Origin of the sequence: Cecembia calidifontis, from assembly GCF_004216715.1 — a bacterium.
In the GTDB taxonomy this organism is placed as follows: Bacteria; Bacteroidota; Bacteroidia; order Cytophagales; family Cyclobacteriaceae; genus Cecembia_A; species Cecembia_A calidifontis.
The window spans coordinates 1,667,878-1,693,936 of record NZ_SGXG01000001.1 but is presented as its reverse complement, the minus strand read 5'-3'; the positions used below and the strand labels follow the sequence as shown (position 1 = coordinate 1,693,936).

The window sequence follows — 26,059 nt, the reverse complement described above, 5'->3', positions numbered from 1 at the left end:
AATGAAAAAACAAACCAAAATCATTTTAGTAGTGGTAATCGTTGCGGTGATCGCAGTGATTTTTATTTACCCAAGAAGGGACACAATCATGGGAGGAGGTAAAAACGCTCCTTCACCGGCCAGTACCCAAGGACCAGGAGGACCAGGACAAGGCCAGCCCCTTCCAGTCAATGTGGTAGAATTGAGACCTGAAAGATTGGAGAACAACCTGAGTGTAACCGGAACCATCATTCCTAACGAAACAGTTAACCTTAGACCAGAGATTGCAGGACTGGTAAAAAAGATTACTTTCAGAGAAGGTGAATTTGTCAGAAAAGGAACCCCACTGGTTTATCTCAACGATGATGAACTGAGGGCACAATACCAAAGATTGGAGTATACCAAAAAGCTATTCGAAAGCCAGGAAAACAGGCAAAAGCAATTATTGGAAAAAGAAGCCATTTCTCAGGAGGAATATGATATTGTCTTGAACCAGTTCAATACCAATTTGGCTGACCTGAGATTAGTAGAAGCACAGCTGAACAAAACCATCATCAGAGCACCATTTGATGGGGTTTTGGGTCTGAGGCAGATCTCAGAAGGAAGTGTAATCGGTACAGGTGACATTATTGCCAGCATCGTCAACATTGACCCCATCAAAATTGAATTTTCCATCCCGGAAAGGTATGCCAATCAGGTACAGTTGGGCTCAAAAGTATTCTTCTCCAATGAAGCGGGAGGTCAGGAAGTGGAAGGTACCGTATATGCCTATGAACCTAATATTGATGCGGGTACCAGGACTTTGAAACTAAGGGCAACCAGCCCCAACAAGGAAAGAAGATTCCTTCCGGGCATGTTCGTAAGGATCAAATATATCCTTGGTGTGGAAGAGAATGCCCTCATGGTACCATCTGAAGCCATCATACCTGAACTTAGCGGATATAAAGTTTTCGTGGTAAACGCAGAAGGAAAAGTCGAAGAAAGGCAGGTCTCCATTGGCACCCGTACGGATAGATACGTACAATTGGTCAATGGAGTAAAAGAAGGTGATCTTGTACTGACCACCGGAGTATTGCAAGTACGTGCAGGCATGCCTGTCAACTACAATAAAATCAATTAAATATGGCGAGTCTTTCAACCATAAGTATCAGGAGGCCGGTCTTGGCCATTGTGATGTCCTTGACCATAGTGCTTTTTGGGTCCATAGGTATTTCCTTATTAGGTGTAAGAGAATTTCCAAGCGTTGACCCTCCTATCATTAACGTAAGGACTACTTATGTAGGGGCCAATGCAGACGTGATCGAGGCCCAGATCACTGAGCCTTTGGAAGAGGCTATCAATGGCATTGCAGGTATCAAATCCCTAACTTCCGTCAGTAACGACGGTACTAGTAATATCACCGTGGAGTTTGATGTAGGCGCCGATCTCGAAGCCGCAGCCAATGACGTGAGGGACAAGGTCTCCGGTGCCCAAAGGAACCTTCCTCCTGACACAGAACCTCCCGTTGTATCCAAAGCGGATTCCGACTCCCAGCCCATTCTATTTTTGAATGTTCAAAGTGACAGGAGAAATCTCCTTGAAATCTCCGACCTCGCCAACAATATTTTCAAAGAGCGGTTACAGACCATCCCTGGAGTAAGTACGGTTCAGATTTGGGGAGAAAAGCGATATGCCATCCGTTTGAGAATGGATCCTTTGAAAATGGCTTCCTATGGCATCACCCCACTTGATGTACTTAATAAGGTTCAAAGTGAAAACGTAGAACTTCCATCTGGAAGGATTGAGGGTTCTGCCATTGAGCTTTCCGTTAGGACCAAAAGCCGCCTGAGCACTCCACAGGAATTTAACCAGCTGATCATTAAAGAAGATCAGAACAATATTGTAAGATTCCAGGATATAGGACGTGCCGAATTGGCTGCCCTTAACGAGAGAACGGTGTTGAAAAGGGACGGCATCCCTATGGTGGGCGTGGTATTGGTCCCCCTTCCCGGCTCCAATAACATTGAAATTGTCGATGAATTCTACAGGAGGCTCGAAATCATCAAAAAAGACCTTCCTGAAGACATCAAACTGGATATTGGATTCGATGCCACCAAATTTATCCGTAACTCCATCAAGGAAGTACAAGAAACCATCTTCATTGCATTTATCCTGGTAGTGAGCATTATTTTCCTCTTTTTGAGGGATTGGAGGACTACCTTTATTCCGGTATTGACCATTCCAATTTCCTTGATTGGGGTTTTCTTTGTGATGTACCTTATGGATTTCTCCATCAACGTACTCACCTTGCTCGGAATCGTACTCTCTATTGGTCTGGTGGTGGATGATGCCATTGTGGTATTGGAAAACATCTATACGAGGATAGAAAAAGGAGAAAACCCTGATAAAGCTGCAGAAAAAGGGGCAGAAGAAATTTTCTTTGCGGTAATCGCCACTACGGTTGCTCTGGCAGCGGTTTTCCTTCCCGTAATATTCCTCACCGGCACAACCGGTAGGTTATTTAGGGAATTTGGTATTGTGGTAGCTGGTGCAGTGATCATCTCCTCCTTTGTGGCCTTGACCATGACCCCCATGCTGAGTTCCAAACTGTTGAAAAGAAGGGAAAAACAAAATGCCTTCTACAATCTGACAGAGCCGTTCTTTGTGTGGCTGAATGAGAAATATAATGTAGCCCTTGAGAAATTCATGAAGGTACGATGGTCGGCTTTTGTGATCATTGCTCTCATGGGCTTTGGCATATACCAGCTATTCAACGTAATTCCAACCGAATTATCTCCCATTGAAGACCGGGGCGAGATGAGGGTCAACCTAACGGGTCCAGAAGGAGCTACTTTCAGCTACATGGACAATGTGTTGGACGAAATGTTGTGGGATTTCATGGAAAAGATCCCTCCGGAGGAAAGGGAAGGTATCATTACGGTAACTTCACCGGGATTTGGTACGGCAAGTACAAACTCCGGTTTCTTGAGGTTGATTCTAAAAGATGCCTCAGAAAGAGAAAGAAGCCAACAGCAAATTTTCGATCAGGTACAGGGAATGCTGAGAAATTACACCTCAGTTAGGGCATTTGCTACACAGCCTCCATCCATTGGGGACAGAAGGGGCGGATTGCCGGTACAGTATGTCATCCAGGCACCTACATTGGACAAACTCAAGGAAGTCATACCACCTTTCCTTGAAAAAGCCAATCAAAGCCCTGTATTCAGTTTTGCTGACGTTAATTTGAAATTCACCAAGCCGGAAATTGAAGTAGAAATCGATAGGGAAAAAGCCCGAAACGTTGGGGTATCCGTACAGGAAATTGCCAGAACTTTACAGCTTTCTTATTCCGGTCAGCGATTTGCATATTTCATTATGAACGGCAAACAGTATCAGGTAGTGGGTGAAATGCAATTGGCGGACCGAAATGAACCTGTCAACCTGAGGATGTTGTATGTAAGGGCTGACAATGGTCAATTGATCCAATTGGACAACTTGGTGACGATCAAGGAAAAAAGCACCCCTCCACAATTGTACCGTTTCAACCGATTTGTAAGTGCAACCATTTCAGCAGGATTGGCCCCGGGCTATACCCTCGGCACAGGCTTGGATGAAATGGACAGGATTGCAGAAGAAGTGCTGGACGATACTTACAGCACAGACTTAGCCGGTCTTTCCAAAGAGTTCCGCGACAGTTCAAACAGCTTGATCTTTGCATTCTTGTTTGCCCTGATTCTGATTTATTTGGTATTGTCAGCACAATTTGAAAGCTTCAAAGACCCCTTGACCATCATGTTTACGGTTCCTTTGGCCTTGTTTGGCGCATTGCTTTCCTTATGGGCATTTGACTTTACCCTGAATATCTTCAGTCAAATCGGTATTATCATGCTCATAGGCTTGGTTACCAAAAACGGTATCTTGATAGTGGAATTTGCCAACCAAAGAAAAGCACAGGGTATGTCGGTAGATGAAGCCATCTTAGGTGCAGCCCAAGCCAGGTTCAGGCCTATCCTGATGACCAGCTTGTCCACTATTTTGGGTATCCTGCCCATTGCTCTTGCCCTTGGTGCCGGTGCAGAAAGCCGGGTGCCAATGGGTGTTGCAGTAGTAGGTGGTCTTGCCTTTTCAACCATCCTGACATTATTTGTCATCCCAGCGGTGTATACATATTTAACTTCTAAAAAAGGAAGATTAGCGAGAGTCTGATGAAAAGAATATTTTGTATGCTGGCCTTGGTCCTTCTAGGCCAGCCTTTTGTTTTTGCACAGGAAGAAGATAAAATCGACCTGGAGAAAGCCATTTTAATGGGTTTGGACAGAAATTTTGGGGTAAAAATTGCCGCCAATAACCAGATCATTGCCGAAAGGGAGGTGAAGATCACGACCGGTAGTTTTTTGATGCCTGTGATCGATGCAAATTTTGTGCGCGCCTTTTCCGATGAGGACGTTACCCAGCAATTTGTCAATTCCCCTGAACCCAACAGAATCAATGATGCAAAAACCAATAATGAAAACTACTCCTTGGTAGGTGTTTTTGGCTTAAGACCGGAAGCCATTTATACCATGAAAGTAGTAGGCAAATTAGCCGAATTGAGTGAATTGCAGGCCAAGGTTACTGTTGAGAATACCGTCGCAGCCATTGCCTCCGCTTATTATAGGCTGGTCTTGGAACTTCAGCGGCAAAAAGTATTGGAAACAACCCTGGAACTTTCTCAATCCCGATTGGACATTGCAAAGGCGCGCTATGAATTGGGAGGTGCAGGTAAAAGGGACTTTCTTACAGCCCAAGTAGACTACAATGCCGACCGTTCTTTATTGGTCAATCAGGAATTGGCTATCAAAAATGCCCAGATCAACTTAAACGAACTGCTGGCGCTGCCCCCTGATACCAAATTAACAGTACGGGATACCATTGTCGTGGAAAACAACCTGATCTTGAATGATCTCCTGGAAAATGCATACCTCCACAATAAGGATTTCCTGATTGCCCAAAGAAATGAAAACGTGGCATTCTTGAGTTTAAAGGAAATTCAGGCTTCAAGACTGCCCTCTGTCAACCTTAACGCTGCTTACAATAACAATACCCTGAAATCCGATGCAGGTTTCTTACTTTTCAACCAAAGAGAAGGTTTCAATTATGGTTTTACAGCCTCATTCAATGTATTCAATGGCTTTGCACTGAACAGAAGGATACAAAATGCCAAGATCCAAAAGATCAATGCAGAATATGCTGTGCAGCAATTTGAAATCCAGCTTGCGTCTGATATCCAAAGGGCATACAATACCTATAATACCAACATGCAGTTATTAGATATTGAATTTGCCAACTATAAAGTTGCCATGGAAAGTGCAGATATAGCATTGGAAAGATTCAGGCTGGGTATTGCTGATTACCTACAGTTCCGGGATGCCCAGGTTAACCTGCTTACTGCGGAGAACAGGTTGATAACAGCCCTGTTCAACATCAAAGAAATGGAGATCGAACTGATGCGCCTATCAGGAAGGATATTCTATCAGGGGGCGGAAAACAGATTTTCTCTTGTTTTGAAATAAGTCAAATTGTCAGCCTACGAAAAGCCATCCTGATTATCAGAAGGATGGCTTTTTTGGTATAAATGCATTTTTGTCAGCCTCGGAATATTATTTGGTATAAAATTTGTTATTTTTACCTATTGTGTTCACCATGTCCGGATTTTCGGACCTTAAATGAATGAAAAAAGCCCTAGTTGGAGTTTTAGTTTTTTTTGTGATTTCACTTTTTGGGTTTCAATGTACTTTCATTGATAAAAAAGAAACCCAGGAAAACTACTGGGAAAACCCAGTTGAAATTGACCTTGATGAAATCGTCAAAAGGGGATACCTGCGTGCCATCGTGGACAATTCATCTACCAGTTATTATATCTACAGAGGTAGAAGGATGGGCTATGAATTTGAATTACTCAAAAACCTGGCAAATGAGCTGGGTGTCCGGTTACACCTGATCATCAAAACTGATATCCAAGAGGCTTTTTACCTGCTCAACAAAGGAAAAGCAGATATCATTGCGATGAACCTGGAAATCACAGAACCAAGGATGAAACTGGCCAAATTCTCCGAACCTCTCGGTCAAATGGGCACTGTCCTTGTCCAAAGAAAGGATAAGAATCCTGTGAAAGACTTTTGGGAACTGCAGGATAGGGTTATCCATATCCGCAAAGATGCGGTCTACAAAGCCCAATTGGATAACATCCAAGAAGCCTTTGGTATCAACTTCTCCATTCAGGAAGGAAAGGGAGACAATGAAAGCTTCATCCAGAAAGTCATCAAAAAAGAAATTGATTTTACGGTAGTTGACCGGGTTGAGGCCATGGTCAGCAGTACTTATTATGATAATTTGGATATCAGCCTTGAAATTAGCCCTAAGTCTGACGTGGCCTGGGCGGTTAGAAAAAATGCCCCTCAACTGGAAGAAGCCATAAATGCCTGGATAGCCAAGAAAAACCAAAGCGGCTATATCAACACCCTTTACGCCAAATACTTTCAGGATTCTAAAAACAGTTATTTTAGGAACAACAGTCCCTTTTCCTCTGTAGCAGGGAATACCATCTCCCCTTATGACAATATCATCAAAAAAGGAGCTGAAGCACTGGGTTGGGATTGGCGCCTGTTGGCATCTTTGGTTTACAAAGAATCGGGTTTTGATACCACTGCCACATCCTATGCCGGTGCTGTAGGACTCTTACAATTAATGCCCGTCACCCTGGAGCGTTTTGGCGTGGAAAACCCAAATGATCCTCTGGAGAGTCTAATGGGCGGTGTAAATTACCTCAAATACCTGGATAAATTCTGGAGAGAAAGAATCCCTGAAGCCAACGAGCGAATCAAGGTCATACTGGCTTCTTATAATATTGGCCATGGCCATGTGGAAGACGCCTGGAAACTAGCCCTCAAATATGGAGGAAATCCCCAAAGCTGGGAAAGCATCGCCAAATTCCTACAGCTTAAAAATGACCCTAAGTACTTCCGTGACCCTGTGGTCAAAAGTGGCTATGCAAAAGGGCATTTAGCGGTCAATTACGTAGATGACATCATGATCCTCTATGATTCCTACAGGGTGCTGATCGATCCTTAAAACTTTAAAAAGCCCTTCAAGACCATACTTTGAAGGGCTTTCTTCTTTTATCCTACTGACAAAACAAAGACAACCGGAACTTTATGAAGGTCTATTGGGATCTTTTTCCACTCCATGACCCGCTTGGTCTGTATAAACGCATCCTTTCCCGTAAGATTTTTGGCAATACAAAGGAGGGTATTGGGATGAAGATGTTGCAATAAATCTTCCAGCAACTGATTGTTCCTGAAGGGCGTTTCCATAAAAATCTGGGTCCTTTTCTGTCTCAAAGATTCAGCTTCCAGGTTTTTAATGGCCTGAATCCTTTCTTTTTTGTCTATCGGTAAATAACCATGGAAAGCGAAAGACTGCCCATTGAAACCGGATCCCATCAATGCCAAAAACATGGAACTTGGCCCACTTAGTGGCACGACTTCTATTGCCTTTTGGTGGGCAAATGCCACTGCCGCCGATCCAGGATCGGCAATTCCCGGACAACCTGCCTCCGACATGACCCCAATATCATTCCCCTCAAATAAAGGCTGCATCATTCTGGATAAATCTGTTTCTTTTGTTTTCTTATCCAGCACTTCAAAGTGCAGCTCCTCAATGTTTATCCCCAACTTTAGGCTGCTGATATACCTTCTTGCAGTCCTGATATTTTCCACCAAGTAATACCTTACGTTTCGGACCACATCCCTCACTTCTTGATTAATGACCTTCTCCGCAGTATCCTCTGCCAAAACAGTAGGTATTAAAAACAGCTTTCCTTTTTTCATGATCACCTTTGAAATGTACATTCTTTGAGGGTACAAGGTAAGGAATAAAGTGTTTTTTTAAACTTATAAGCGGTAGCAAAAGAGGTTAAAAATCGATATCTTTAATGGAACTTTACCCCCCAAAAAAAATGAAAACAGCTTTTCTTTTTCCGATCCTCACGGTCTTTTTTGTGGCTACGGCTTTTGCACAGACGGGTAAACAGATGATAGATGTAGAATATGATTTTTTTGGCTCTGTAAACCAATATAGTGTTGGAAACAAAAATCTTTTCCATAAGGATTTGAAAATTATTTTTGAAAATTATCCTGAACCAAAGGTACATTTTGACAAAGCAACCAAAAGAAAGAAGGTGGCAACCCCATTACTTTCAATAGGCGGGGCGGGTGTGATCACAAGTTTCTTCTTAAGGACTACCGATGCAGGGGGACCGATGTTTTGGTCATCCTTTGGGGTATTTATGCTTGGTACAGGTTATTACCAGGGATATCGGGTCAATGTACAGCGTGCGGTAAATACCTACAACCAAGAGATATTCCGCTCTGAAAGATCAAGAGGTAGCCTTGACCTGAAAATCAGTCCCCTACAATCAGGACTTATTTATAGCTTTTAACCTTAAAGCACCGTTCATGAACAGATCAATCATCATTATTTGGGTATTATTTCTAGGAACATTAAGTTCTATGGCACAGGCCCAAGAAATCCGGGCATTGGTTGGGGGCACTTTGATAGATGGATTTGGAGGCCCCCCTTTAAGAAATTCTGTGATCATCATCGAAGGAGAACGCATCAAAGAAATTGGCCAGGTGGGTTCTCTGCCCATTCCTGAGGGTGCTGAAATCATTTCTACCGAAGGCATGTCTGTCATGCCCGGCTTGTGGGACATGCATGTACATTTGATGATCAACGGACACAGCAATTATACCCATTGGGACAGTACCTATATCGGCCTTTTCGAATCGGTCATCATGCCTTCTTCCGCCCACCAACTCCTTATGGCAGGGGTAACCTCGGCAAGGGATCTCGGCGCTCCCCTAGAGGCGAGTATCCATGTGAGGGATAGAATAAAAAGAGGAGAAATCCCTGGACCAACCCTTTACGTTTCAGGCCCATTTATCCAAAAAGAACCTTATCCGGGGACCAAAGCCTTCCGCTGGGGAGTCAATGGACCGGCCGATGCACGGGCAAAAGTCAAAAAACTGGTGGACGCGGGTGTGGATGTAATCAAGCTGATCGATCATGATGAAATGACATTTGAAGAAGCCAAGGCGGTGGTGGATGAGGCCCATAAATACGGCAAACCAGTAATAGCCCATTCCCATAGGCCGGACGAGATAAGAATAGGGCTGAAAATTGGTATCGATTGCTTTGAGCACACAGGTCTCGCCTCAGCTCCTGAATACCCTGCTGATATCATAGACATGATCAAAGAGCGCACGGCCAAAATGAATATGGGTCCTCTCTACTGGACACCTACGGTAGAAGGTCTTTACAATTATGAGTATACCCGAAACAACCCCGAAAAACTGGATGATCCTTCATGGCATCTCGGGCTTCCTGACTCCATCATCAGGGATATCAGAGCTTCTCTACGTTTTCCGGGAAGAATGCCTTATTTCCAATTGACACCTGTTAGAAAACCTACCTTGGAGCGGAAAATCAACCAGTTAAAAGATGCCGGTGTCGTCATGCTTATCGGAACTGACAGCGGAATCCCTATGAAATTCCACAGCCAAAGCACCTGGAATGAACTGGATGTCTGGGTTAATGAATTTGGTTTTGACCCTATGCTGACCATCAAAGCAGCAACTTACTGGCCTGCTGTGGCAATGCGGGCAGATCATGACTATGGCACAGTAAGTGAAGGAAAATACGCCGATATCATCGCGGTCAAAGGAGATGTTCTGCGCTATATCAGCCTCCTGCAGAACGTGGACATGGTCATCAAGCACGGAAAAAGGGTGAAGTAATTGCTGCTAATGATTGTCTAAGTGCACTGATGATCTGAAAATCAAACAGCTTAGACAAGCATCTAAACAGTGCCTTTATGTATTTAAAAAGGCCCTTACCGTCTCTATCACCGCAGCAGGCTGCTCCGCATGCAACCAATGCCCAGCGTTTTTGATATAAATCAGGTGGCTATTGGGAAATAAACGTGTGATGTCCTCCTTATCTTTTTCCTGACTTCGACACTGGGACACCCAAAATCAAAAACCGAACATTTTTGCGAGTTTTTGTTGACTTTCGTTCAAAAATAGGGTCTTTCTCAGCTTTTTACCTGAAGATTTGAGCTGTATTTCAACAGTGTAAATCCCTTTTGCTATTTCTATGGCTTTCTGAGGAGAAAGTTTTGGTCCTTTTTCCAATTACTGCCTTTCCAGTTCCTTAAACACTTTGTAAGCGACGAATGCGATGCTTATATGTGCTTCGATCCTGCGTTGTTTATAATGGAAAACAGGCCTGACTTTGATTTCATTTTTGGTTATCCTGAAGGCCTTTTCTATTTTCCAAAGGTTGTTGTAATTCTCAATGACCTCGTCTTTGTCAAGGTTTGTGTTGGTAATATACCCTTTGAGACCGTCCCATTTCCCATCCTGTTCAAACTTTTCAATATCAAGGGCAATCTTTACCTCCCCTTCCATTTTAAGATACTTGTTATAGCCCCTGTTGTTGATGTGGCTTTTGTTGAGCTTTCCTGATTTTAACTGTTTCTCGAGCTTTTTAAGACCTTTCTCCCTGTTGATCCTGTCTTTTTTGGCTCTTCTGTCTGAATAACTGACAACCATTCTGAGCCCGTCCTCCCAATCCAGCAGCCTGCTCTCGCCGTTTTCAAGTTCAAAAGCCAATATCCTCTCTTTACTTTTATCAGGGGAAGCTTTCAGCCTTGCTCCCAGAATAAACTCGTAACCGTTGTCCCGTAACTCTTTTACATTGCTTTTTGACAGTAAACCTGAATCGGCAACAACAATCGGAGCAGGTAAGCTATACTTCTTTCTAAAAGCTTCTATCACAGGGATCATCGTATGCCCTTCAAACTTGTTTCCCTCAAAAATCTCATAAGCCAGAGGATATCCCTCTAGTCCAACCAGCAGACCCAAAACAATCTGTGGATTTTGATGCTTTCCCTCCTTGGAAAAACCACTCTTTCTAAGATCATCTTCATGATCCACTTCAAAATAAAGCGTAGTAACATCATAGAAAACGATATTGATACTCCCTCCGAGTATTCTCTTGGTATTTTCAAAGCTGATCAGCTGGACCGTTTCCTTATAGTTGTTGTAAAGCTTGTCCATGTACCTGTAAAGGTCCTGAACCTGGAATTCGAGGCCGTGGTAGGTGAGCAGGTAATCACAGGTTTTAAGCTTGCTGGCAGGAAAACAGATCCTGGAATATACCAGCCACCTGAAGATATCATCTTGGATTGCGCTGAACCCAATATCATTGAAAATCCTGTCCAAAAGCAGCTCGGTACCTGAAACAGTGATGTTTTCAACACTTTCCAGAACAGAATCGGCAATCCGTTCTTCATCACTGAAGGGGATTTCAAGTGCTCCTTTATGGTTTTTTATCCATTCCTCCCCAAGAATAAAAAGTCTTTCAACCTCAGATCGATCAGAACTGCTTCCGATCGTTTTTACAACCTTGCTTTTACCTTTGATCTTCTCAATTACCTGAACACTGATCTTGCCACTTTTATTGGGTTTTCTCCGAACAAACATGCCTAAAAGTACAAAAAACCACCCCGGGACACCCAAATTGAGAATCTGAAAATTATAATGATCTATATTTCAATACTTTATGTAAAAATGGGACTGACGACTGTCGAAGTCAGGAGGGTGAAGTAATTGCTGCTAATGATTGTCTAAGTGCACTGATGATCTGAAAATCAAACAGCTTAGACAAGCATCTAAACAGTGCCTTTATGTATTTAAAAAGGCCCTTACCGTCTCTATCACCGCAGCAGGCTGCTCCGCATGCAACCAATGCCCAGCGTTTTTGATATAAATCAGGTGGCTATTGGGAAATAAACGTGTGATGTCCTCCTTATCTTTTTCTGTAATATAATCTGAGTTTTCCCCTCCGATAAAAAGCGTAGGTTTTTCAAATGGCTTTTCAGATTCTATGGCTTCTCCAACATTAGCTATCTTCTCTGTGATCACGGGGAGGTTGATTTTCCAGATAAACTTTCCGTTTTCATCCCTTCCCAAACTCTTCAGCAAAAACTGCCTGATTCCGGGATTATTGATGTATTTGGCAAGAATTTCATCCGCCTCTTTTCTGGATTTCAGTTGCCCTAAAGGTATGGCATTCAATCCTTCCAAAATTTGTTGATGGTGTAAGGGGTAAAAACGGGGTGCAATGTCCGCCACTATCAACTTTTCCACCAATTCAGGGTACTCCAAAGCCAGCCTCATGACGGTTTTTCCTCCCATGGAATGGCCCATAAAATAAGCAGATGATAGTCCTTCATCCTGCATCAGCTCTTTTAGGTCCTCAGCCATTACGGAATAATCCCAATCCTCACTGTGGGGGGAATCCCCGTGATTTCTCTGATCCACCAAATAAAGGGTAAAGTCCTTTTCAAGTTCCCTTGCGATACTGAACCAGTTGTCTGCTGAACCAAAAAGGCCATGTACAATAATAAGGGGCTTTCCAGCCCCCGTTTTTTTGAAATTAAGTTTCATCGATTCTATTTATTTTCAAAATATCTCCAATCATTCTATCGGGAAACCTTTAGCCGCATACCATATCCCTCCATAAATATGCTGAAGGAAATTTTCGCTCACAAATGCCCAATCTGTATGGCCCAAAGCGGTGTAGAAAATCCTTCCCCCATCGTACTCGTGTGTCCAGGCCATGGGATGAAATTCACCCATTCCTTCTGTTGGTTGCCAGGAAAAATTGGTATCATAAGAGGTTTCATCCGCGGTAATAAGAACACGGACATCCGGGTTAAAGTTCTTGAAAGCATAGAGCTCATCTGTCCATAGCCATTTCTCTGGTAAGTGATAGGTAGCTGGATGGTTTTTATCCACGACATTGAGCCTTACGGACTGTATATAAGGATGGTTTTTGAACTGTGCACCGATCAGTTTGGTGTACCAAGGCCATTCGTATTCTGTATCTGTCGCACTGTGTATGCCCACTACCCCTTTGCCACTTTGGACAAATCTCTGAAAAGCCGCTTTTTGCTCTTCATTGAAAATGGTTCCTGTGGTGCTCATCATAATGATGACATCAAAACGCTTCAATCGCTCATCTGTGAAAATGTCTGCGTCTTCTGTTGAAAATACTTCAAACTGATGGTCTCTACCAAGTTTTTTGATAGCAACCACCCCATCAGGAATGGACTGATGGCGAAAACCCTTGGTTTTGCTGAAGACCAATGCCCTGAACTGGTAATTTTGGGCCTCAGCGAAATTTGAAACCCCCATGGTAACTGCTAAAAACAGAATGATGAGGGGCAAACTTGTCATTGATTTCATATGCTTTTGTTTAGGTTGTTATTTGTTGATAAGGTGACGCTTGTTTATTCCACCAGCCCGAACTTCTCGGCTGCTTCCTTCCTGGAAAAGGCATTGAAATGCCACCATTCGGAACCAATTCCTGAAAACCCGCCGTGCTTCATGACTTTTCGGAGGATTTCACGGTTGGCAATATGCTGTTTGCTGATCTTTCCTTCCCTGAGCATTTGCGGTTCTCTGTCCGGATAAGCAGGATAGCCGAAATAGTCATAGGGAGTTCCCATATCCAAGGCTTCACCGGTCTCTGCATAGGCCAAAGTCAGGTCAACCGCTACACCATAATTATGGAGCCCCCCAATCTTGGGATCTGCTACATATAGGGGTTTGATGCTGTCAGGTTTGTCCAGGTTATCCCAAAGGATCTGTTGGACGCTCAGGGGCCGTACCCCATCAAAGACCAGAAAGGTGAGTTCTGGGTGTTCCTGTCGAAGTTTTTCATGGGCCTTTTTGAGCATCTGCACCACTTCGGGCTGTAGGTAACACCTTGTTAGGTCTCCGTAAACATCTTTTCCAAAAAAATTATCAGTAGTTGAATATTTCAGATCCACAAAAATCCCCGGGATCAGGTCTTCAATATCGACCAGACCTGCATCAATAAGGCTTTGCTCCAGTTCACTGATTTCCTCTACGATCTCAAATTCCTCATCATCTATCACCCATTCTTCTGTGGCATCCCAAATAGCTTCTGGTATTTCCTTCACCTTGGTCTCTTTAGATTGGCAAGCAAAGCAAATGGCTGTTAGAAGTAATAAGAGAGGTTTAGATTTGTGGACCATGGTTTAGAGGTTTTTTTTCACTAAGGTGGCCGAAGCTTGGGCAGTAGGCAACATCACAATATCCGCTAATACTACATGGGCAGGTCTGCTCACCGCAAAGGCAATTGTTTCTGCAATATCCTCTGCGGTTAGGGGCTGAAATCCCTTGTAAACAGATTTGGATCGTTCCTCATCCCCTTTAAATCGGACCAATGAGAATTCTGTTTCCACTAGACCGGGATGTACGCCAATGACCCTGATTCCATAAGGGTTAAGGTCCATCCGCATACCTTTGGTCAAGGCATCTACGGCATGCTTGGAAGCACAATAGACATTCCCCATTGGATAAACTTCTTTGCCCGCAATAGATCCGATATTGACAATGGTACCCGAATTTCTTGCAACCATACCTGGAATGACTTCATTCGAAACGTATAACAGGCCTTTGACATTGATATCAATCATGGCGTCCCAATCCTCCAAACTACCTGTTTGGATAGGGTCCAGGCCATGGGCATTCCCTGCATTGTTGATCAATACATCAATCTTTCTCCAGCTGTCCGGTAATGTGCTGAAGGCATCTTTTACTGCTACTTGATCCCTAACATCAAAATTCAAAGTCAGAACATCCACCCCCTCTTTTGAAATTTCCTTCTGCAGGTCCTGAAGCCTTTTCTGTCTTCTTCCGGTAGCAATGATATGATAACCCAATTGGGCAAGAGCCACTGATGTCGCCCAACCTATACCTGAAGTGGCACCTGTCACAAGCGCAATTTTCTTTTCCATGTGCTGAATTTAATTATTAAGTCCCGCTAAATAAAATATTTATTGAAGGCGATAGGAAAAATCAAGGGGATCGGAAAATTTGAACCTAAATCCGGTAGCAAGGATTTTATCAGCGGCGATTTCTTTCCACAGACCATCCTCGGAAGAATAGCTTTTGGGTGGGGGAAAACCCATGTCCACTGCATTTTTTTCGAATACTTCTCTTCTGCTTGGATGGAAAGGGGCGACACCATTGAAAGTTTCATTCCATAAATCCTTTTCAATGATCCAAGAGGCAAGACTTACTGCATCTTCCTGATGGATATAATTCACAGGGGCATTGCCATCCACATTTTCCTTGCCTGAAAAATACCGGCCCGGAATCCTGTCCACTCCCAATAACCCCCCATACCTGATGATGGTCAAGTCGAAGACCTTGTCCTTTGCCAGAAGCTTTTCCGCAGTCAATAAAGCCTTATTACCTGTATTCTCCTCATCCAAGAAATCTTCCTCTTTGGCTATCTGGCAAAGATCGGGATAAACAGACGTGGAGGACACATAAATGACTTTTTTCACCCCTGCCTGTGCTATCATTTCCTTTAAGAATTTTATCTGTTCGGGATGATATGTTTCAGGCATGCTCCTCGATCTGGGAGGAATATTGATAAAAATAATATCCGATTCAAACAAGGAATGATAAGCCAAGCCCTGAGGATATGGCTGCAATCGAAACTGAAATGCCGGGATACCTTCCTTTTTCAATCTCTCGGCTTTTTCAGCAGAAGTGGTACTTCCTTTGACTTCAAAACCCTTTTTCAATAGAAATTCAGCTAAGGGTTTACCCAGCCAACCCAAGCCGATAATGCTAACTCTTGGCATATTTGAAGAAATTATTGGAAATTTGAGTAAATTGATAGTTGAAAGCTCCTAATTTTGGAACAGATTTGGTTTTTATCATCAATTGGTTGAAGCTTTGTTATGAGGACAAAAATTTTCGGAATATTGTTCATTTTTTTCCTGCTCGTTTCATGTAAAAAAGAAGAAAGCAGCAACGGGCTTATCGGAAACTGGTACGGGTTTGACCCTGACTCTTTGTATTACGAGCTGTATATTTCTGATACCCTTATCATACTCAACCATGAAAATATGGGGCTTGTCGAGTACACCTATGAGAGAGATGGCCAGCGCCTTATTACCACTACCCCTTTATTTTTTGAAAGAGTCTGGAATTTGGAGACCCTGAATGACTCTATTTTTATCATTCGGGATACCTTGGAAACCCATCTTTACAGGCGATTGGACATCTCCCCTGGCTTTTTTGAAAGTATGAATGACAGTGCAGGCTATTATTCTTTCAAAGAAGGGTTTATGGAAAGAATTCAGCGCAAAAGGCAATAAAAAAGTCCTTCCTTGAATTAGGGTTTTAGCCTGCCAAGGAAGGATTTATAATCCAATTGTAAGTATTACTTTTCTTTATTGGGCATGGTTCCCAGTAAGTAATCCCACAAAGGTGAGCTAACACCAAATGCCGCATCAGGGTCTTTGTAATGGTGTACCGCATGGTTAACCCACAAAATTTTTAAGAAATTTTTAGGGGGTTGATAAGCATGCACTGCATAATGTACTCCCAAGTAAGCAGCATATCCAATAAGAAAGCCCGGCAGGAAATAAAGGGCATAATCACCCATCACCAGCGTAAATACACCATAGAATATCAAGGCATAAGCAGCACTGACAAATGGGGGCATGGCCAGCCTGTCTTTGTCTTTTGGATAATCATGGTGAACACCATGTACTGTATATTGTAATTTGTCTTTTAGAGGCGTATCAGGCTCCATGTGGAAAAAATGCTTATGCATCATATATTCCACAAAAGTAAATGCCAGTATCCCTATCAACATCACCGGAATACCTACAAGCAATCCAATAGAGGTAGCAGTGATGGCATAGTATAAGGAAATCCCTGAAATGGTAAAAAACAAAATTATAGGCACGCTGATATGGGTCCTGGACAATCTTTCCAAAACTGGATTTTCAAACATTTTCGCAGAACCATTATTATCCGGCCTATCCAATCTACCAATTTTTTTCAAAGTGGTCGTTGTCATAATTATCCTTTACTTGTTTAAATAATGAAGTTGGTTTTCAAAATATAGCAATGGCTTTCAAGGAAAAATCCTTTGAACTTGGTGCAAAATTAAAGTCAAGACATTGAAATGCAATATTTTCCCTTGAAATTCCTATATGATTTTTGTCATACACCCATTAATTTTTGCTGGGCTTTTTGTACAGTATCCCTGTAAAACTCTTCGTATTTGGGCAAAATATTGGTAACATCAAATTCCTTGGCCCTGGCCAATGCATTGGCCTTGAACCTGGGAAGGTTATGCTCATCCAGTATTTCAAGTGCTTTTTGGGTCATGGTGGTAACATCTCCGATATTGCAAACGTATCCAGTGACCCCGTCCAGATTCAATTCAGGAATCCCTCCTGCATTGGAAGAAAGTACCGGAACTTCACAGGCCATGGCTTCCAGGGCTGCGAGACCAAAACTTTCCTTCTCTGAAGGCATCATAAACAAATCCGCCACGGACAAGACTTCTTCCACCGCCTCAAGCTTACCCAAAAACCGGATATCATCACAGGTACCAAGATCCCTGCACAAGCGCTCCATCTTGTCTCTCTCCGGACCGTCACCTACTAAAAGCAATTTAGCAGGAATTTGTTTTCTCAATTCATAAAATACTTTGATAACGTCTTCAACGCGCTTGACTTTCCTAAAGTTGGAAGTGTGTACCAATAATTTTTCTCCGTGAGGACAAATGGCCAATTTGAAGTGTTCTTTTTTCTGTTTTTTGAACCTCTCCAGATCAATGAAATTAGGAATGACTTCAATATGGTTTTTGATGTCGAAATGCTCAAAGGTATCTTTCTTGAGATCTTCCGATACAGCCGTTACCCCATCAGACTGATTGATACTGAAAGTCACAACAGGTTCATAGCTTGGGTCTTTCCCTACCAGGGTTATATCCGTACCGTGCAAGGTTGTCACTACCGGAATATAGATCCCATCTTCTTTCAAAATCTGCTTGGCCATGTAAGCCGCAGAAGCATGAGGGATGGCATAATGTACATGTAAGAGATCAAGCCCTTCATATTTCACCACATTCACCATCTTACTGGCCAAAGCCAACTCATAGGGTGCAAATTCAAAAAGGGGATAGCTCTTGATATCCACTTCATGATAGTAGAGGTTTTCACTGAAAAAATCCAAACGGGTAGGTTGCCTGTATGTAATAAAATGAACCTGATGCCCTTTTTTTGCCAGTGCTTTACCCAGCTCTGTCGCTACTACACCACTTCCTCCGAAGGTTGGATAGCAGACTATGCCTATTTTCATATTTTACCTTTCTGGTTTTGCCTTTTGTAATTTTGTATTAACATGAAATTGGCAGAAAATTGTTCAAATTTTCTGCCAATTTCATCTATACTTCCTCAGCCTTTCCTCATTGCCTGATAAATGATATCATGAATCTGAGTCCTGACACCATCTTTCAAGAGGGTATTGTTATTGGCATCGGGATGGACCCTATTGGATAAGAACACGTAAATCAGGTTATTTTCAGGATCTGCCCAGACACAGGTTCCTGTAAACCCGGTATGCCCAAAAGTGCTTTTAGGCGCCAATGCCCCGGCGCTACCTCCTTTTCCACGTTCTGGTTCTGGCTTATCCCAGCCCCAGCCCCTGCGGCTTTGATGAGACTGCCTTTTGGTAAAATCCTTTATGGTATCATGATCAAGAATTTCCACATCAGCATATTTTCCTCCATTGAGCATCAGTTGCATCATCACCGCCAAATCATTGGCAGTGCCAAACAGCCCGGCATGCCCTGCCACGCCTCCATACATTGCCGCCCCTTGGTCGTGAACATATCCATGAACTGTCCTTTTGCGGAAAGTAATATCGTCTTCCGTGGGTGCGATCCTATCCAATGGCATTTTCAAAGCAGGATTGAAAGTCAGGGTATGCAGCCCCAAGGGCTCGTAAAAGTTTTGGCTAACAAACTCATCCAATGGCTGATTGGTGACCTTTTCAACCAGCTCCTGCAAAAGATACATGGTGAGGTCAGAATAAACATAGCCATGTTTTCTTCTTCCGGGCTCCAATTTCCGGAGTTCTGATTTTACTGTCCAGGTCCAAAGGCTATCCTTCAGGGAATTGAGCCCATACATGTCATTGGAAACAGGCAGTGTAAATCCAGGTTCAGGTCTATCACGATAATACTCCTTTTTCCAACTTCCTGCCTCCACTGTTTTGGCATAATGTGGAATAAAAGCCACGAGCCCCGCCTCATGGGCCAGAATATCTTTCAAAATAAGATCTCCTTTGTTGGTTCTCCTTAACTCGGGCAGATAGTGACCGATAGGTTTATCCACATCAATCAATTTCCTGCTTACCAAAAACATGACGGCTTGTGTGGTGGCCATTACTTTGGTGATGGATGCCAGGTCGTAAACGGTTTGGGTGCTTACAGGCTTGGTCTTATTGTAATCCAGATGCCCATAAGCTTTCTCAAAAACAACCTTACCATCCTTGGCAATCAAAACCACCCCCCCCGGAAAAGCCCTTTTGGAAATGCTTATCTCCATGATCTTGTCAATTTCAGACAATTTCCTGCTATCTAAACCCTGGCTTTCAGGAATCGAATAGGCCAATCTTCCCAGGCCTTCCAAATAGCCTCCTGTGCCTATTCTCAGGTCCTCACTGACTGATACCGGCAGCATTCCGTAAGCATCCCTTGCCCCAAAAATGATTTCAGGCACCAGGCTTTGGGTGAATTCATTGTTTTCAAAGGCCATGATATGATTTGGGAAATCTGTCATATTCTTGGCCCCGTAAGCATTACCAAACAGTACAGTGATGACAGTTTTACTCTGGCTCAATTTCCTTATAAAATTAATGTCAGTGCCATTGATACCAAATCCCCTGGATGGGTTGTTGGTTACCCCCATGATTCCAACCACTATGGTATTGTGGCCTGCCAATTTCTTTTCCAAATTGGCCTGGGAGACTGCATCTGCATTCTTTGGGATTTCAAAATGATCAAACTTGGCGTACTTGGACAATTTTTCCTGGAAAAGCTTCCCTTCTCCTCCAATGGTCAGGGAGGCAAAGCTTTTTAAATCCAGGTGCTTGAGAGGCAGGACATTGTTCTTATTGGAAGTGACCGTAATAGCCTCTGCATAAAGGTTTTCTACCAACAACCTGGCTTCGGGACTGTTAAGCCTATCCACCAAGCGGGCGGTTTCTATTTTTTTCTTTTTATGCAAGCCTGCCCAATATTTTGCCTTTAGTACTTTCCTGATGCGCTCATCCACTTCTTGTCTGCTGATTTTCCCTTCCTCGATTGCCTGCATGATCATGGCCTTGGCCCTTGGCACATCCTGGGAATATAACAGTATATCATTTCCCGCTAACAGGGCCATCAGGTCCACTTCCCCTGGTTTGTAATAATTGGCGACCCCTTTCATATTCAAGGCATCGGTAAACACCAGGCCATTGAAGTTCATTTGGGTTTTGAGCAGATCGGAAACGATGTATTTGGAAAGCGTGCTGGCTTTGTTTCGCTCGGAATCCATACTCGGAATATGCAGGTGGGCCACCATCACACTCATCAGGTCCTGATCAATCAGTTCCCTATAAGGATACAGGTCTATATCCTTGATCCTGTTTTCTGAATGCTTGATGACAGGAAGGGCATAATGCGAGTCAGTTTCGGTATCTCCATGTCCAGGAAAATGCTTGGCATTGGCAATGACACCATGATCCTGAAGGCCTTTCATGTAGGCAAGTGATTTCTTTGCCACCAATCTTTTTTCTTCACCGAATGCCCTAAAACCGATTACCGGATTATTGGGATTGGAATTGACATCCACCACTGGAGCAAAGTTGATATGCATGCCCAGCTCTTTAAACTGCCTAGCTATTTCTTTGCCCATATCATATATCAGGTCTTCTCTATGAAGCGCCCCCAAAGTCATCGCCCTTGGAAAGGTAATCACAGAATCCAAGCGCATATTCACTCCCCACTCTGCGTCCATGGCAATGAAAAGGGGTATTTTGGAAATCGACTGGTAATAATTGGTCAAATTTGCCTGCCTGACCGGACCTCCCTGAAAAAAAATCAATCCGCCCAGGTGTTGTTCCTGTATCAAACGGGCAATTTCATCCCTGTGCCTGACATCTTTGTTGGAATAAGCCGCCACCATAAATAGCTGCCCCAGCCTCTCTTCAAAGCTACTGGCGCTAAAAATACTGTCCACCCAGTCCTGCTGTCCGCGTTGGTCTTTGACAGATAAAGGATCCCGGTCTTCACGCTTCCTGTCTTCATTGGCCTTTTCCCAACCCAATACAGCATCAGCCTGAAAAATGACCACAGCTGCCAACAAAATCGCCCAAAGTTTGATCCGCATATCCCAGTTAAATTTTTATTGCTTGATTTTTAAAATAACTTTGTATGAATATACATCGTTTTGTACAAACATACACGAATTTCATTTCCCAAAAGATCAATTTTGATCAACGGGCAAGTTTTGTACTTAACGTCAGGAGTACCATTTGAATTGAGCATAACCATGAAATTTCCTCAGATTTTCCGAACAACACAGCCCATGAGGTTTGATATCAAGCCGAGGTATTATGACCCGGTAAAGGAAGAAATCGAACAAAGGACTGCTCGCATCAAAAGAGAGCTTCAGGCAGAAGGGAAAATCCCCTATGACGGGAATGAACCCCTTGAGGCTTCTGGTTATCATGGATCTTCTATCAGAGGAGCATTTACATCAGGAGGTAGCATCAAGGGAAGACATACATCGCCTCTTCAAAGTGCCGGAATGCTCAGATTGGTCATTTTTGTGCTCTTGATCGGCAGTTTGTTCGGGTACATTTACTATGGCCCGGAAGCCATTTACACCATCCTTTACATAGTAGCTGGCATTTCCCTACTGGTCGTATTTTTTAGATTAAGAAGACAACGACGCAAATGAGTGATATCATCCAACTTCTTCCTGATGCCATCGCCAATCAGATTGCGGCAGGGGAAGTAGTACAACGCCCCGCTTCGGCCCTGAAGGAATTAATGGAAAATGCCATCGATGCCGGAGCCAGTCAGGTTCAGGTATTGGTAAAAGAAGCGGGAAAAATGTTGATCCAAGTTATCGATAATGGCAAAGGCATGAGCATGACCGATGCCAGAATGAGCTTTGAAAGACATGCCACATCCAAAATCAGGACTTCTGCCGACCTTTTTGCGATCCGTACTTTTGGGTTTAGGGGTGAGGCTTTGGCTTCCATAGCCGCTGTAGCCCAGGTGGAAATGAAGACCAGAGAAAAAGGGGCAGAACTGGGCACCCTGATTCAGATTGAGGGTTCTGAAGTCAAAAAACAGGAACCTGTATCCTGTCAGGAAGGAACAAGCATTGCGGTAAAAAACCTGTTTTTCAATGTTCCGGCCAGAAGAAACTTCCTCAAATCCAATCCTGTGGAAATGCGCCATCTGGTAGATGAATTCCAAAGAGTGGCCCTTGCCTATCCTGAAATCGGATTTAGCTTTATCCAAAATGACATGGAGCTTTTTAACCTCCAACCCGGAAAATTGAGTCAAAGGATAGTGGGGCTTTTCGGAAAAAATTATCAAGGCCAATTGGTGGCCTGCAAAGAAGAAACACCACACCTGAATGTGCGGGGCTATGTCGGGAAACCTGAAAATTCCAAAAAAACCAGAGGAGAACAGTTCTTTTTTGTCAATAACCGCTTTATCAAAAGCAATTACCTCCACCATGCAGTGGCCAATGCTTATGAAGGTTTGATGCCTTCGGACATGCATCCTTTTTATGTGCTTTTCCTGGAGATAGACCCAAGCCACATAGATATCAATGTCCACCCCACCAAAACTGAAATCAAATTTGATGATGAAAGGACGGTATATGCCGTCATCCGATCGGCTGTAAAGCAGGCCCTTGGCGCCCATAATGTGGTCCCGGCCTTGGATTTTTCCCTGGATGTCAACTTTACAGAAAACTGGAAATATGATAGCGGAAAAAGACAGGAGGTCAAGCTGGAAAATACCTTAGTCCCTGACGACATAGCCAAAGAGAAATCCTACAAGTCATTCCAAAACCCTACTTTCAAAAAACAATCCGTTTCGGGTTGGGAAAGACTTTTTGAAGGAGGTTCAGGACTATCAGAAATAAGTCAGGAAACAGCGAGAAAGGAAGACAAAGACTTTCTGACATTTACCTCTAAAGCCAGTGAGGAACTCTCCAGGCCTACACTCGAATTTAGTAAGCCGGAAGAAAGTACCGGAACCACTTTTCAGGTCGAACTGAACTACATCATTGCCCAAATGTCAACTGGCCTGCTGATCATTGATCAACAGGTGGCCCATGAGCGGATCTTATATGAGCGGTATTCCAAGCAGCTTTCCCAAGCCTCGGGGGCCTCTCAGCAATGTCTTTTCCCTCCACATGTTCAATTGGCACCTGCAGATTTTGCCTTGGTCATGGACATCAAAGACGAACTCCATAGTCTGGGATTTGTATTGGTGGAATTTGGAAAAGATACCTTGCTCATCCAGGGAGTTCCGGCCGATGTACAGGTCACCAATGAAAAAGCACTCTTTGAGGGGCTATTGGAACAATACAAACATTTCAAGTCTGAGCTTTCCCTAGACAAGAGGGAAAATCTGGCAAGGTCCTTGGCTAAAAAATCTGCGATCAAGAGGGGGACCAAGCTTAGCACAGCTGAAATGGAAACGATCGTTGCCCAATTATTTTCCTGCCAAAACCCAAATTATGGGCTTTCAGGAAACAAAACCTTTGTCAAACTCGATTTACAAAAGATACAAACCTTTTTTAACAGATAATTTATGTTCAGAAACTTAACTCCTGTTGTAAAAAATTTATTGCTGATCACCATCGGTGTTTATGTGGTTACTTCCTTTTTCATGCCACAGCTGAAAGCATTTTTCGCACTGTATTATGTCCATAGCAACAGGTTTATGCCGACCCAGTTCCTGACTTATATGTTCATGCACGCAGATGGATGGCACCTTTTCAGCAATATGTTTGGCCTTTTCATTTTCGGCCCCCTTCTGGAGCAGTTTCTGGGCCCGAAGAAAATCCTCACCCTTTGGATGGTCTGCGGGGTTGGTTCGGGCTTGCTCTATTCCGGATATACTGCATACAGAATGAACCAAATGGACAACAGCATTTCTGAATTTTACAGCAATCCCAACCCGGATAGTTTTAGGGAATTTGTAAAAGATAATCCTGGTTTTTTCAAGCAAGGGGTTTATGATTTCATCGATGCCTACGACCGAAATCCTGACAATGCCAACCTGATCCAAAGGGCAAAGGACAACCTGATGTCTGTCAGGGAAATGCAGGCGAATGTCCCCATGGTGGGTGCATCTGGCGCCCTATTTGGTGTTTTGATTGCTTTCGCCATGCTTTTTCCAAACACTCAGTTATTTTTGTTGTTTCCACCTATGCCGGTAAAAGCCAAATATTTAGTCTTATTTTATGGCCTTTACACAGTTTATAACGTAATTTACAATAATCCACTTGACAATGTGGCCCATTTTGCCCATCTCAGTGGTCTGGTGATCGGGGCAGCATTGGTATGGTATTGGAAAAAAGATAGGCGCAACTTCTATTGAAAGCTATGTACGGAGGATTCTGGGACAATTTGAGAAATGCATTCAGGCAAAACAACAATAGCCTTTACAAGATATTGGCCATCAACATCATTGTGTTTTTTGCGATGGTCATCTTCCGTGTGGTATTTACTTTGTCTGGAGCGGGAAAGATCTATGAAGGCTTCAGGGCCTACCTGATGATGCCGGCAGATCTTTCCGTATTTATTATGCAGCCTTGGTCGCTGTTCACCTACATGTTTTTTCATGAAGGTCTCTTTCATATCCTTTTCAATTTGCTGTTCCTGTATTGGTTTGGCCTATTGGTACATGAATACTTGGGGAGCCGTAAATTGGCCAATCTCTATATCTTAGGAGGCATAGCCGGGGCCATGTTGTATGTCCTGATGTATAATATTTCCCCTTATTTCTCAGACGTACTGCCTATGGCCAAAATGCTTGGGGCAAGTGCAGGGGTTTATGCAGTCGTGGTGGGAGCGGCTACGCTGGCCCCCAATACAACCTTTCATTTGATTCTTTTGGGCCCGGTAAAAATCAAATACATCGCCATTTTTTATGTGATCATTGCATTTGTTAATTCTGCAGGCAGCAATGCCGGTGGGGAATTGGCGCACTTGGGCGGGGCGGCTTTGGGGTTTTTCTATATCAGTCAGCTCAGAAAAGGAAACGACTGGGGAAGGCCCGTACAAGCAGTTGGGCAGTTTTTTGAAAGATTATTGGATAAAAAGCCAAAAGTTAAAGTCTCTTACAGGAAAAAATCTTACTCTACGACAGAAAGTTATACCTCATCAGGAGCATCCAATATGAAATCCTCTTCTTTTTCAAGCGCAAACACACCAACCCAAGAAGAAATCGATCAAATCTTGGATAAGATTGCTGAAAAAGGCTATGATGGATTAAGCAAAGAGGAAAAAAGGAAACTCTTCGAATTCAGCAAGAAGTAAGCTCTTTTGAAGTCCCATTTCAAAAAATATTTTTGGTTTTTTGAAATGGCTTACAATTTAAACACTACCCCCACTCTAAGCACCGGTTGACGGGTATTTTGGCTTTGCATCTTAAATTCAGTCACCACCCCAAATTGATCCAATAGATCCAAAAAGGCACCGACCCCAAAATTACCCCCTGCCCTGGAAAGCACTTGACCAGGTTCCCCAGGTTGTAAATTGAGCCAAAGGTTATTGTAGCCTCCTACCAGGTAAACCTGGGATATCCCTTCTGTGAGATAGTACCTGAGATCCGCATTGAGGCTATAGCTTCTTCCGATATCCGGAAACCAATACGTAAAACTGGGGGCAAAAGAAAACCTATCGGCAAATAAGTACTCAAAACCCGCATTTCCCCCAAAATCATTGATCTGAAGTTTATAATCCCCTGCAATCTGAACCCTAAAATCCCCTTGCTCCTGGGCTGTGGCCAAAGAACAATACGTCAGTAGAACAATAATAAAAGCCAGCTTTTTCATACCTTAAATATA

At 43.3% G+C, this 26,059-nt stretch carries 21 protein-coding genes and 2 pseudogenes; 11 read left to right on the top strand and 12 right to left on the bottom strand.

Going from position 1 to position 26,059, the window contains the following annotated elements; translation table 11 throughout:
- The first annotated feature begins 1 nt into the window (after position 1).
- From BC751_RS07360 to BC751_RS07345, 4 genes are all read left to right on the top strand, one after another.
- A complete protein-coding gene (locus BC751_RS07360; RefSeq protein WP_130274978.1) occupies positions 2–1,099 on the top strand; it encodes an efflux RND transporter periplasmic adaptor subunit in 1,098 nt (365 codons plus the stop codon).
- A 2-nt stretch (positions 1,100–1,101) separates the two neighbouring features.
- The gene (locus tag BC751_RS07355) at positions 1,102–4,164 is read left to right on the top strand and encodes an efflux RND transporter permease subunit (RefSeq protein ID WP_130274977.1); all 3,063 of its coding nucleotides are present in this window, start codon (positions 1,102–1,104) and stop codon (positions 4,162–4,164) included.
- Positions 4,164–5,510: a TolC family protein gene (locus BC751_RS07350; protein ID WP_130274976.1), complete on the top strand. Its 1,347-nt coding sequence runs from the start codon at positions 4,164–4,166 to the stop codon at positions 5,508–5,510. The genes BC751_RS07355 and BC751_RS07350 overlap by 1 nt, the downstream gene beginning before the upstream one ends.
- A 157-nt stretch (positions 5,511–5,667) precedes the next feature.
- A complete protein-coding gene (locus tag BC751_RS07345) occupies positions 5,668–7,068 on the top strand; it encodes an MltF family protein (protein ID WP_130274975.1) in 1,401 nt (466 codons plus the stop codon).
- Between the two features lie 47 nt (positions 7,069–7,115).
- On the opposite strand, the gene BC751_RS07340 is transcribed toward BC751_RS07345, so the two are convergent.
- A complete protein-coding gene (locus tag BC751_RS07340; RefSeq protein ID WP_130274974.1) occupies positions 7,116–7,826 on the bottom strand; it encodes an SAM-dependent methyltransferase in 711 nt (236 codons plus the stop codon).
- Between the two features lie 128 nt (positions 7,827–7,954).
- On the opposite strand from BC751_RS07340, the gene BC751_RS07335 reads away from it, so the two are divergent.
- Together BC751_RS07335 and BC751_RS07330 are read left to right on the top strand one after the other, a co-directional pair.
- Entirely contained in the window at positions 7,955–8,437 is a 483-nt protein-coding gene (locus BC751_RS07335) for a hypothetical protein (protein WP_130274973.1), read from the top strand.
- Between the two features lie 16 nt (positions 8,438–8,453).
- Positions 8,454–9,794 carry an amidohydrolase family protein gene (locus tag BC751_RS07330; RefSeq protein ID WP_130274972.1) on the top strand — a complete coding sequence of 447 codons (1,341 nt, stop codon included), beginning with the start codon at positions 8,454–8,456 and terminating at the stop codon, positions 9,792–9,794.
- A gap of 75 nt (positions 9,795–9,869) precedes the next feature.
- On the opposite strand, the pseudogene BC751_RS22345 reads toward BC751_RS07330, so the two are convergent.
- The 7 genes and pseudogenes from BC751_RS22345 to BC751_RS07295 all read right to left on the bottom strand — a co-directional run.
- Positions 9,870–10,007, bottom strand: a pseudogene (locus tag BC751_RS22345) (alpha/beta fold hydrolase); the annotation flags it as partial.
- Between the two features lie 24 nt (positions 10,008–10,031).
- Positions 10,032–11,543 (bottom strand): annotated as a pseudogene (locus BC751_RS07320) (IS1634 family transposase).
- A gap of 201 nt (positions 11,544–11,744) precedes the next feature.
- The gene (locus BC751_RS07315; RefSeq protein ID WP_130274971.1) at positions 11,745–12,509 is read right to left on the bottom strand and encodes an alpha/beta fold hydrolase; all 765 of its coding nucleotides are present in this window, start codon (positions 12,507–12,509) and stop codon (positions 11,745–11,747) included.
- A gap of 30 nt (positions 12,510–12,539) precedes the next feature.
- Positions 12,540–13,310: a ThuA domain-containing protein gene (locus tag BC751_RS07310; protein ID WP_130274970.1), complete on the bottom strand. Its 771-nt coding sequence runs from the start codon at positions 13,308–13,310 to the stop codon at positions 12,540–12,542.
- 44 nt (positions 13,311–13,354) lie between these two features.
- On the bottom strand, positions 13,355–14,050 hold the full coding sequence (locus BC751_RS07305; protein ID WP_242617401.1) for a M15 family metallopeptidase: 696 nt from the start codon (positions 14,048–14,050) through the stop codon (positions 13,355–13,357).
- A 78-nt stretch (positions 14,051–14,128) separates the two neighbouring features.
- Positions 14,129–14,890, bottom strand: a complete 762-nt coding sequence (locus BC751_RS07300; RefSeq protein WP_130274968.1) for an SDR family NAD(P)-dependent oxidoreductase — start codon at positions 14,888–14,890, stop codon at positions 14,129–14,131.
- Positions 14,891–14,929: 39 nt separating this feature from the next.
- Positions 14,930–15,748 (bottom strand): NAD(P)-binding domain-containing protein, encoded by an 819-nt coding sequence (locus BC751_RS07295; protein ID WP_130274967.1) that lies wholly within the window; start codon positions 15,746–15,748, stop codon positions 14,930–14,932.
- A 99-nt stretch (positions 15,749–15,847) separates the two neighbouring features.
- Here BC751_RS07295 and BC751_RS07290 point away from each other — a divergent pair, with 99 nt between their 5' ends.
- A complete protein-coding gene (locus BC751_RS07290) occupies positions 15,848–16,267 on the top strand; it encodes a hypothetical protein (RefSeq protein WP_130274966.1) in 420 nt (139 codons plus the stop codon).
- 65 nt (positions 16,268–16,332) lie between these two features.
- On the opposite strand, the gene BC751_RS07285 is transcribed toward BC751_RS07290, so the two are convergent.
- The 3 genes from BC751_RS07285 to BC751_RS07275 all read right to left on the bottom strand — a co-directional run bounded on the left by BC751_RS07285 (position 16,333) and on the right by BC751_RS07275 (position 21,343).
- Positions 16,333–16,977: a sterol desaturase family protein gene (locus tag BC751_RS07285; RefSeq protein WP_130274965.1), complete on the bottom strand. Its 645-nt coding sequence runs from the start codon at positions 16,975–16,977 to the stop codon at positions 16,333–16,335.
- A 146-nt stretch (positions 16,978–17,123) separates the two neighbouring features.
- Positions 17,124–18,269, bottom strand: a complete 1,146-nt coding sequence (bshA, locus tag BC751_RS07280; protein WP_130274964.1) for an N-acetyl-alpha-D-glucosaminyl L-malate synthase BshA — start codon at positions 18,267–18,269, stop codon at positions 17,124–17,126.
- Between the two features lie 95 nt (positions 18,270–18,364).
- Positions 18,365–21,343 carry a serine hydrolase domain-containing protein gene (locus BC751_RS07275; protein ID WP_130274963.1) on the bottom strand — a complete coding sequence of 993 codons (2,979 nt, stop codon included), beginning with the start codon at positions 21,341–21,343 and terminating at the stop codon, positions 18,365–18,367.
- Between the two features lie 162 nt (positions 21,344–21,505).
- Between BC751_RS07275 and BC751_RS07270 the strand changes: the two genes are divergently transcribed.
- Genes BC751_RS07270 through BC751_RS07255 form a run of 4 tightly spaced genes read left to right on the top strand, consistent with a single transcriptional unit; the run spans position 21,506 to position 25,529 of the window.
- Positions 21,506–21,916: a hypothetical protein gene (locus tag BC751_RS07270; RefSeq protein WP_130274962.1), complete on the top strand. Its 411-nt coding sequence runs from the start codon at positions 21,506–21,508 to the stop codon at positions 21,914–21,916.
- Positions 21,913–23,793, top strand: a complete 1,881-nt coding sequence (mutL, locus tag BC751_RS07265; protein WP_130274961.1) for a DNA mismatch repair endonuclease MutL — start codon at positions 21,913–21,915, stop codon at positions 23,791–23,793. The genes BC751_RS07270 and mutL overlap by 4 nt, the downstream gene beginning before the upstream one ends.
- Before the next feature lie 3 nt (positions 23,794–23,796).
- Positions 23,797–24,588, top strand: a complete 792-nt coding sequence (locus BC751_RS07260; protein WP_130274960.1) for a rhomboid family intramembrane serine protease — start codon at positions 23,797–23,799, stop codon at positions 24,586–24,588.
- Positions 24,589–24,593: 5 nt separating this feature from the next.
- Positions 24,594–25,529 (top strand): rhomboid family protein, encoded by a 936-nt coding sequence (locus BC751_RS07255; RefSeq protein WP_130274959.1) that lies wholly within the window; start codon positions 24,594–24,596, stop codon positions 25,527–25,529.
- Between the two features lie 50 nt (positions 25,530–25,579).
- Here the strand turns inward: BC751_RS07255 and BC751_RS07250 are convergent, their stop codons facing one another.
- On the bottom strand, positions 25,580–26,047 hold the full coding sequence (locus BC751_RS07250) for a hypothetical protein (protein ID WP_130274958.1): 468 nt from the start codon (positions 26,045–26,047) through the stop codon (positions 25,580–25,582).
- Between the last annotated feature and the right edge of the window lie 12 nt (positions 26,048–26,059).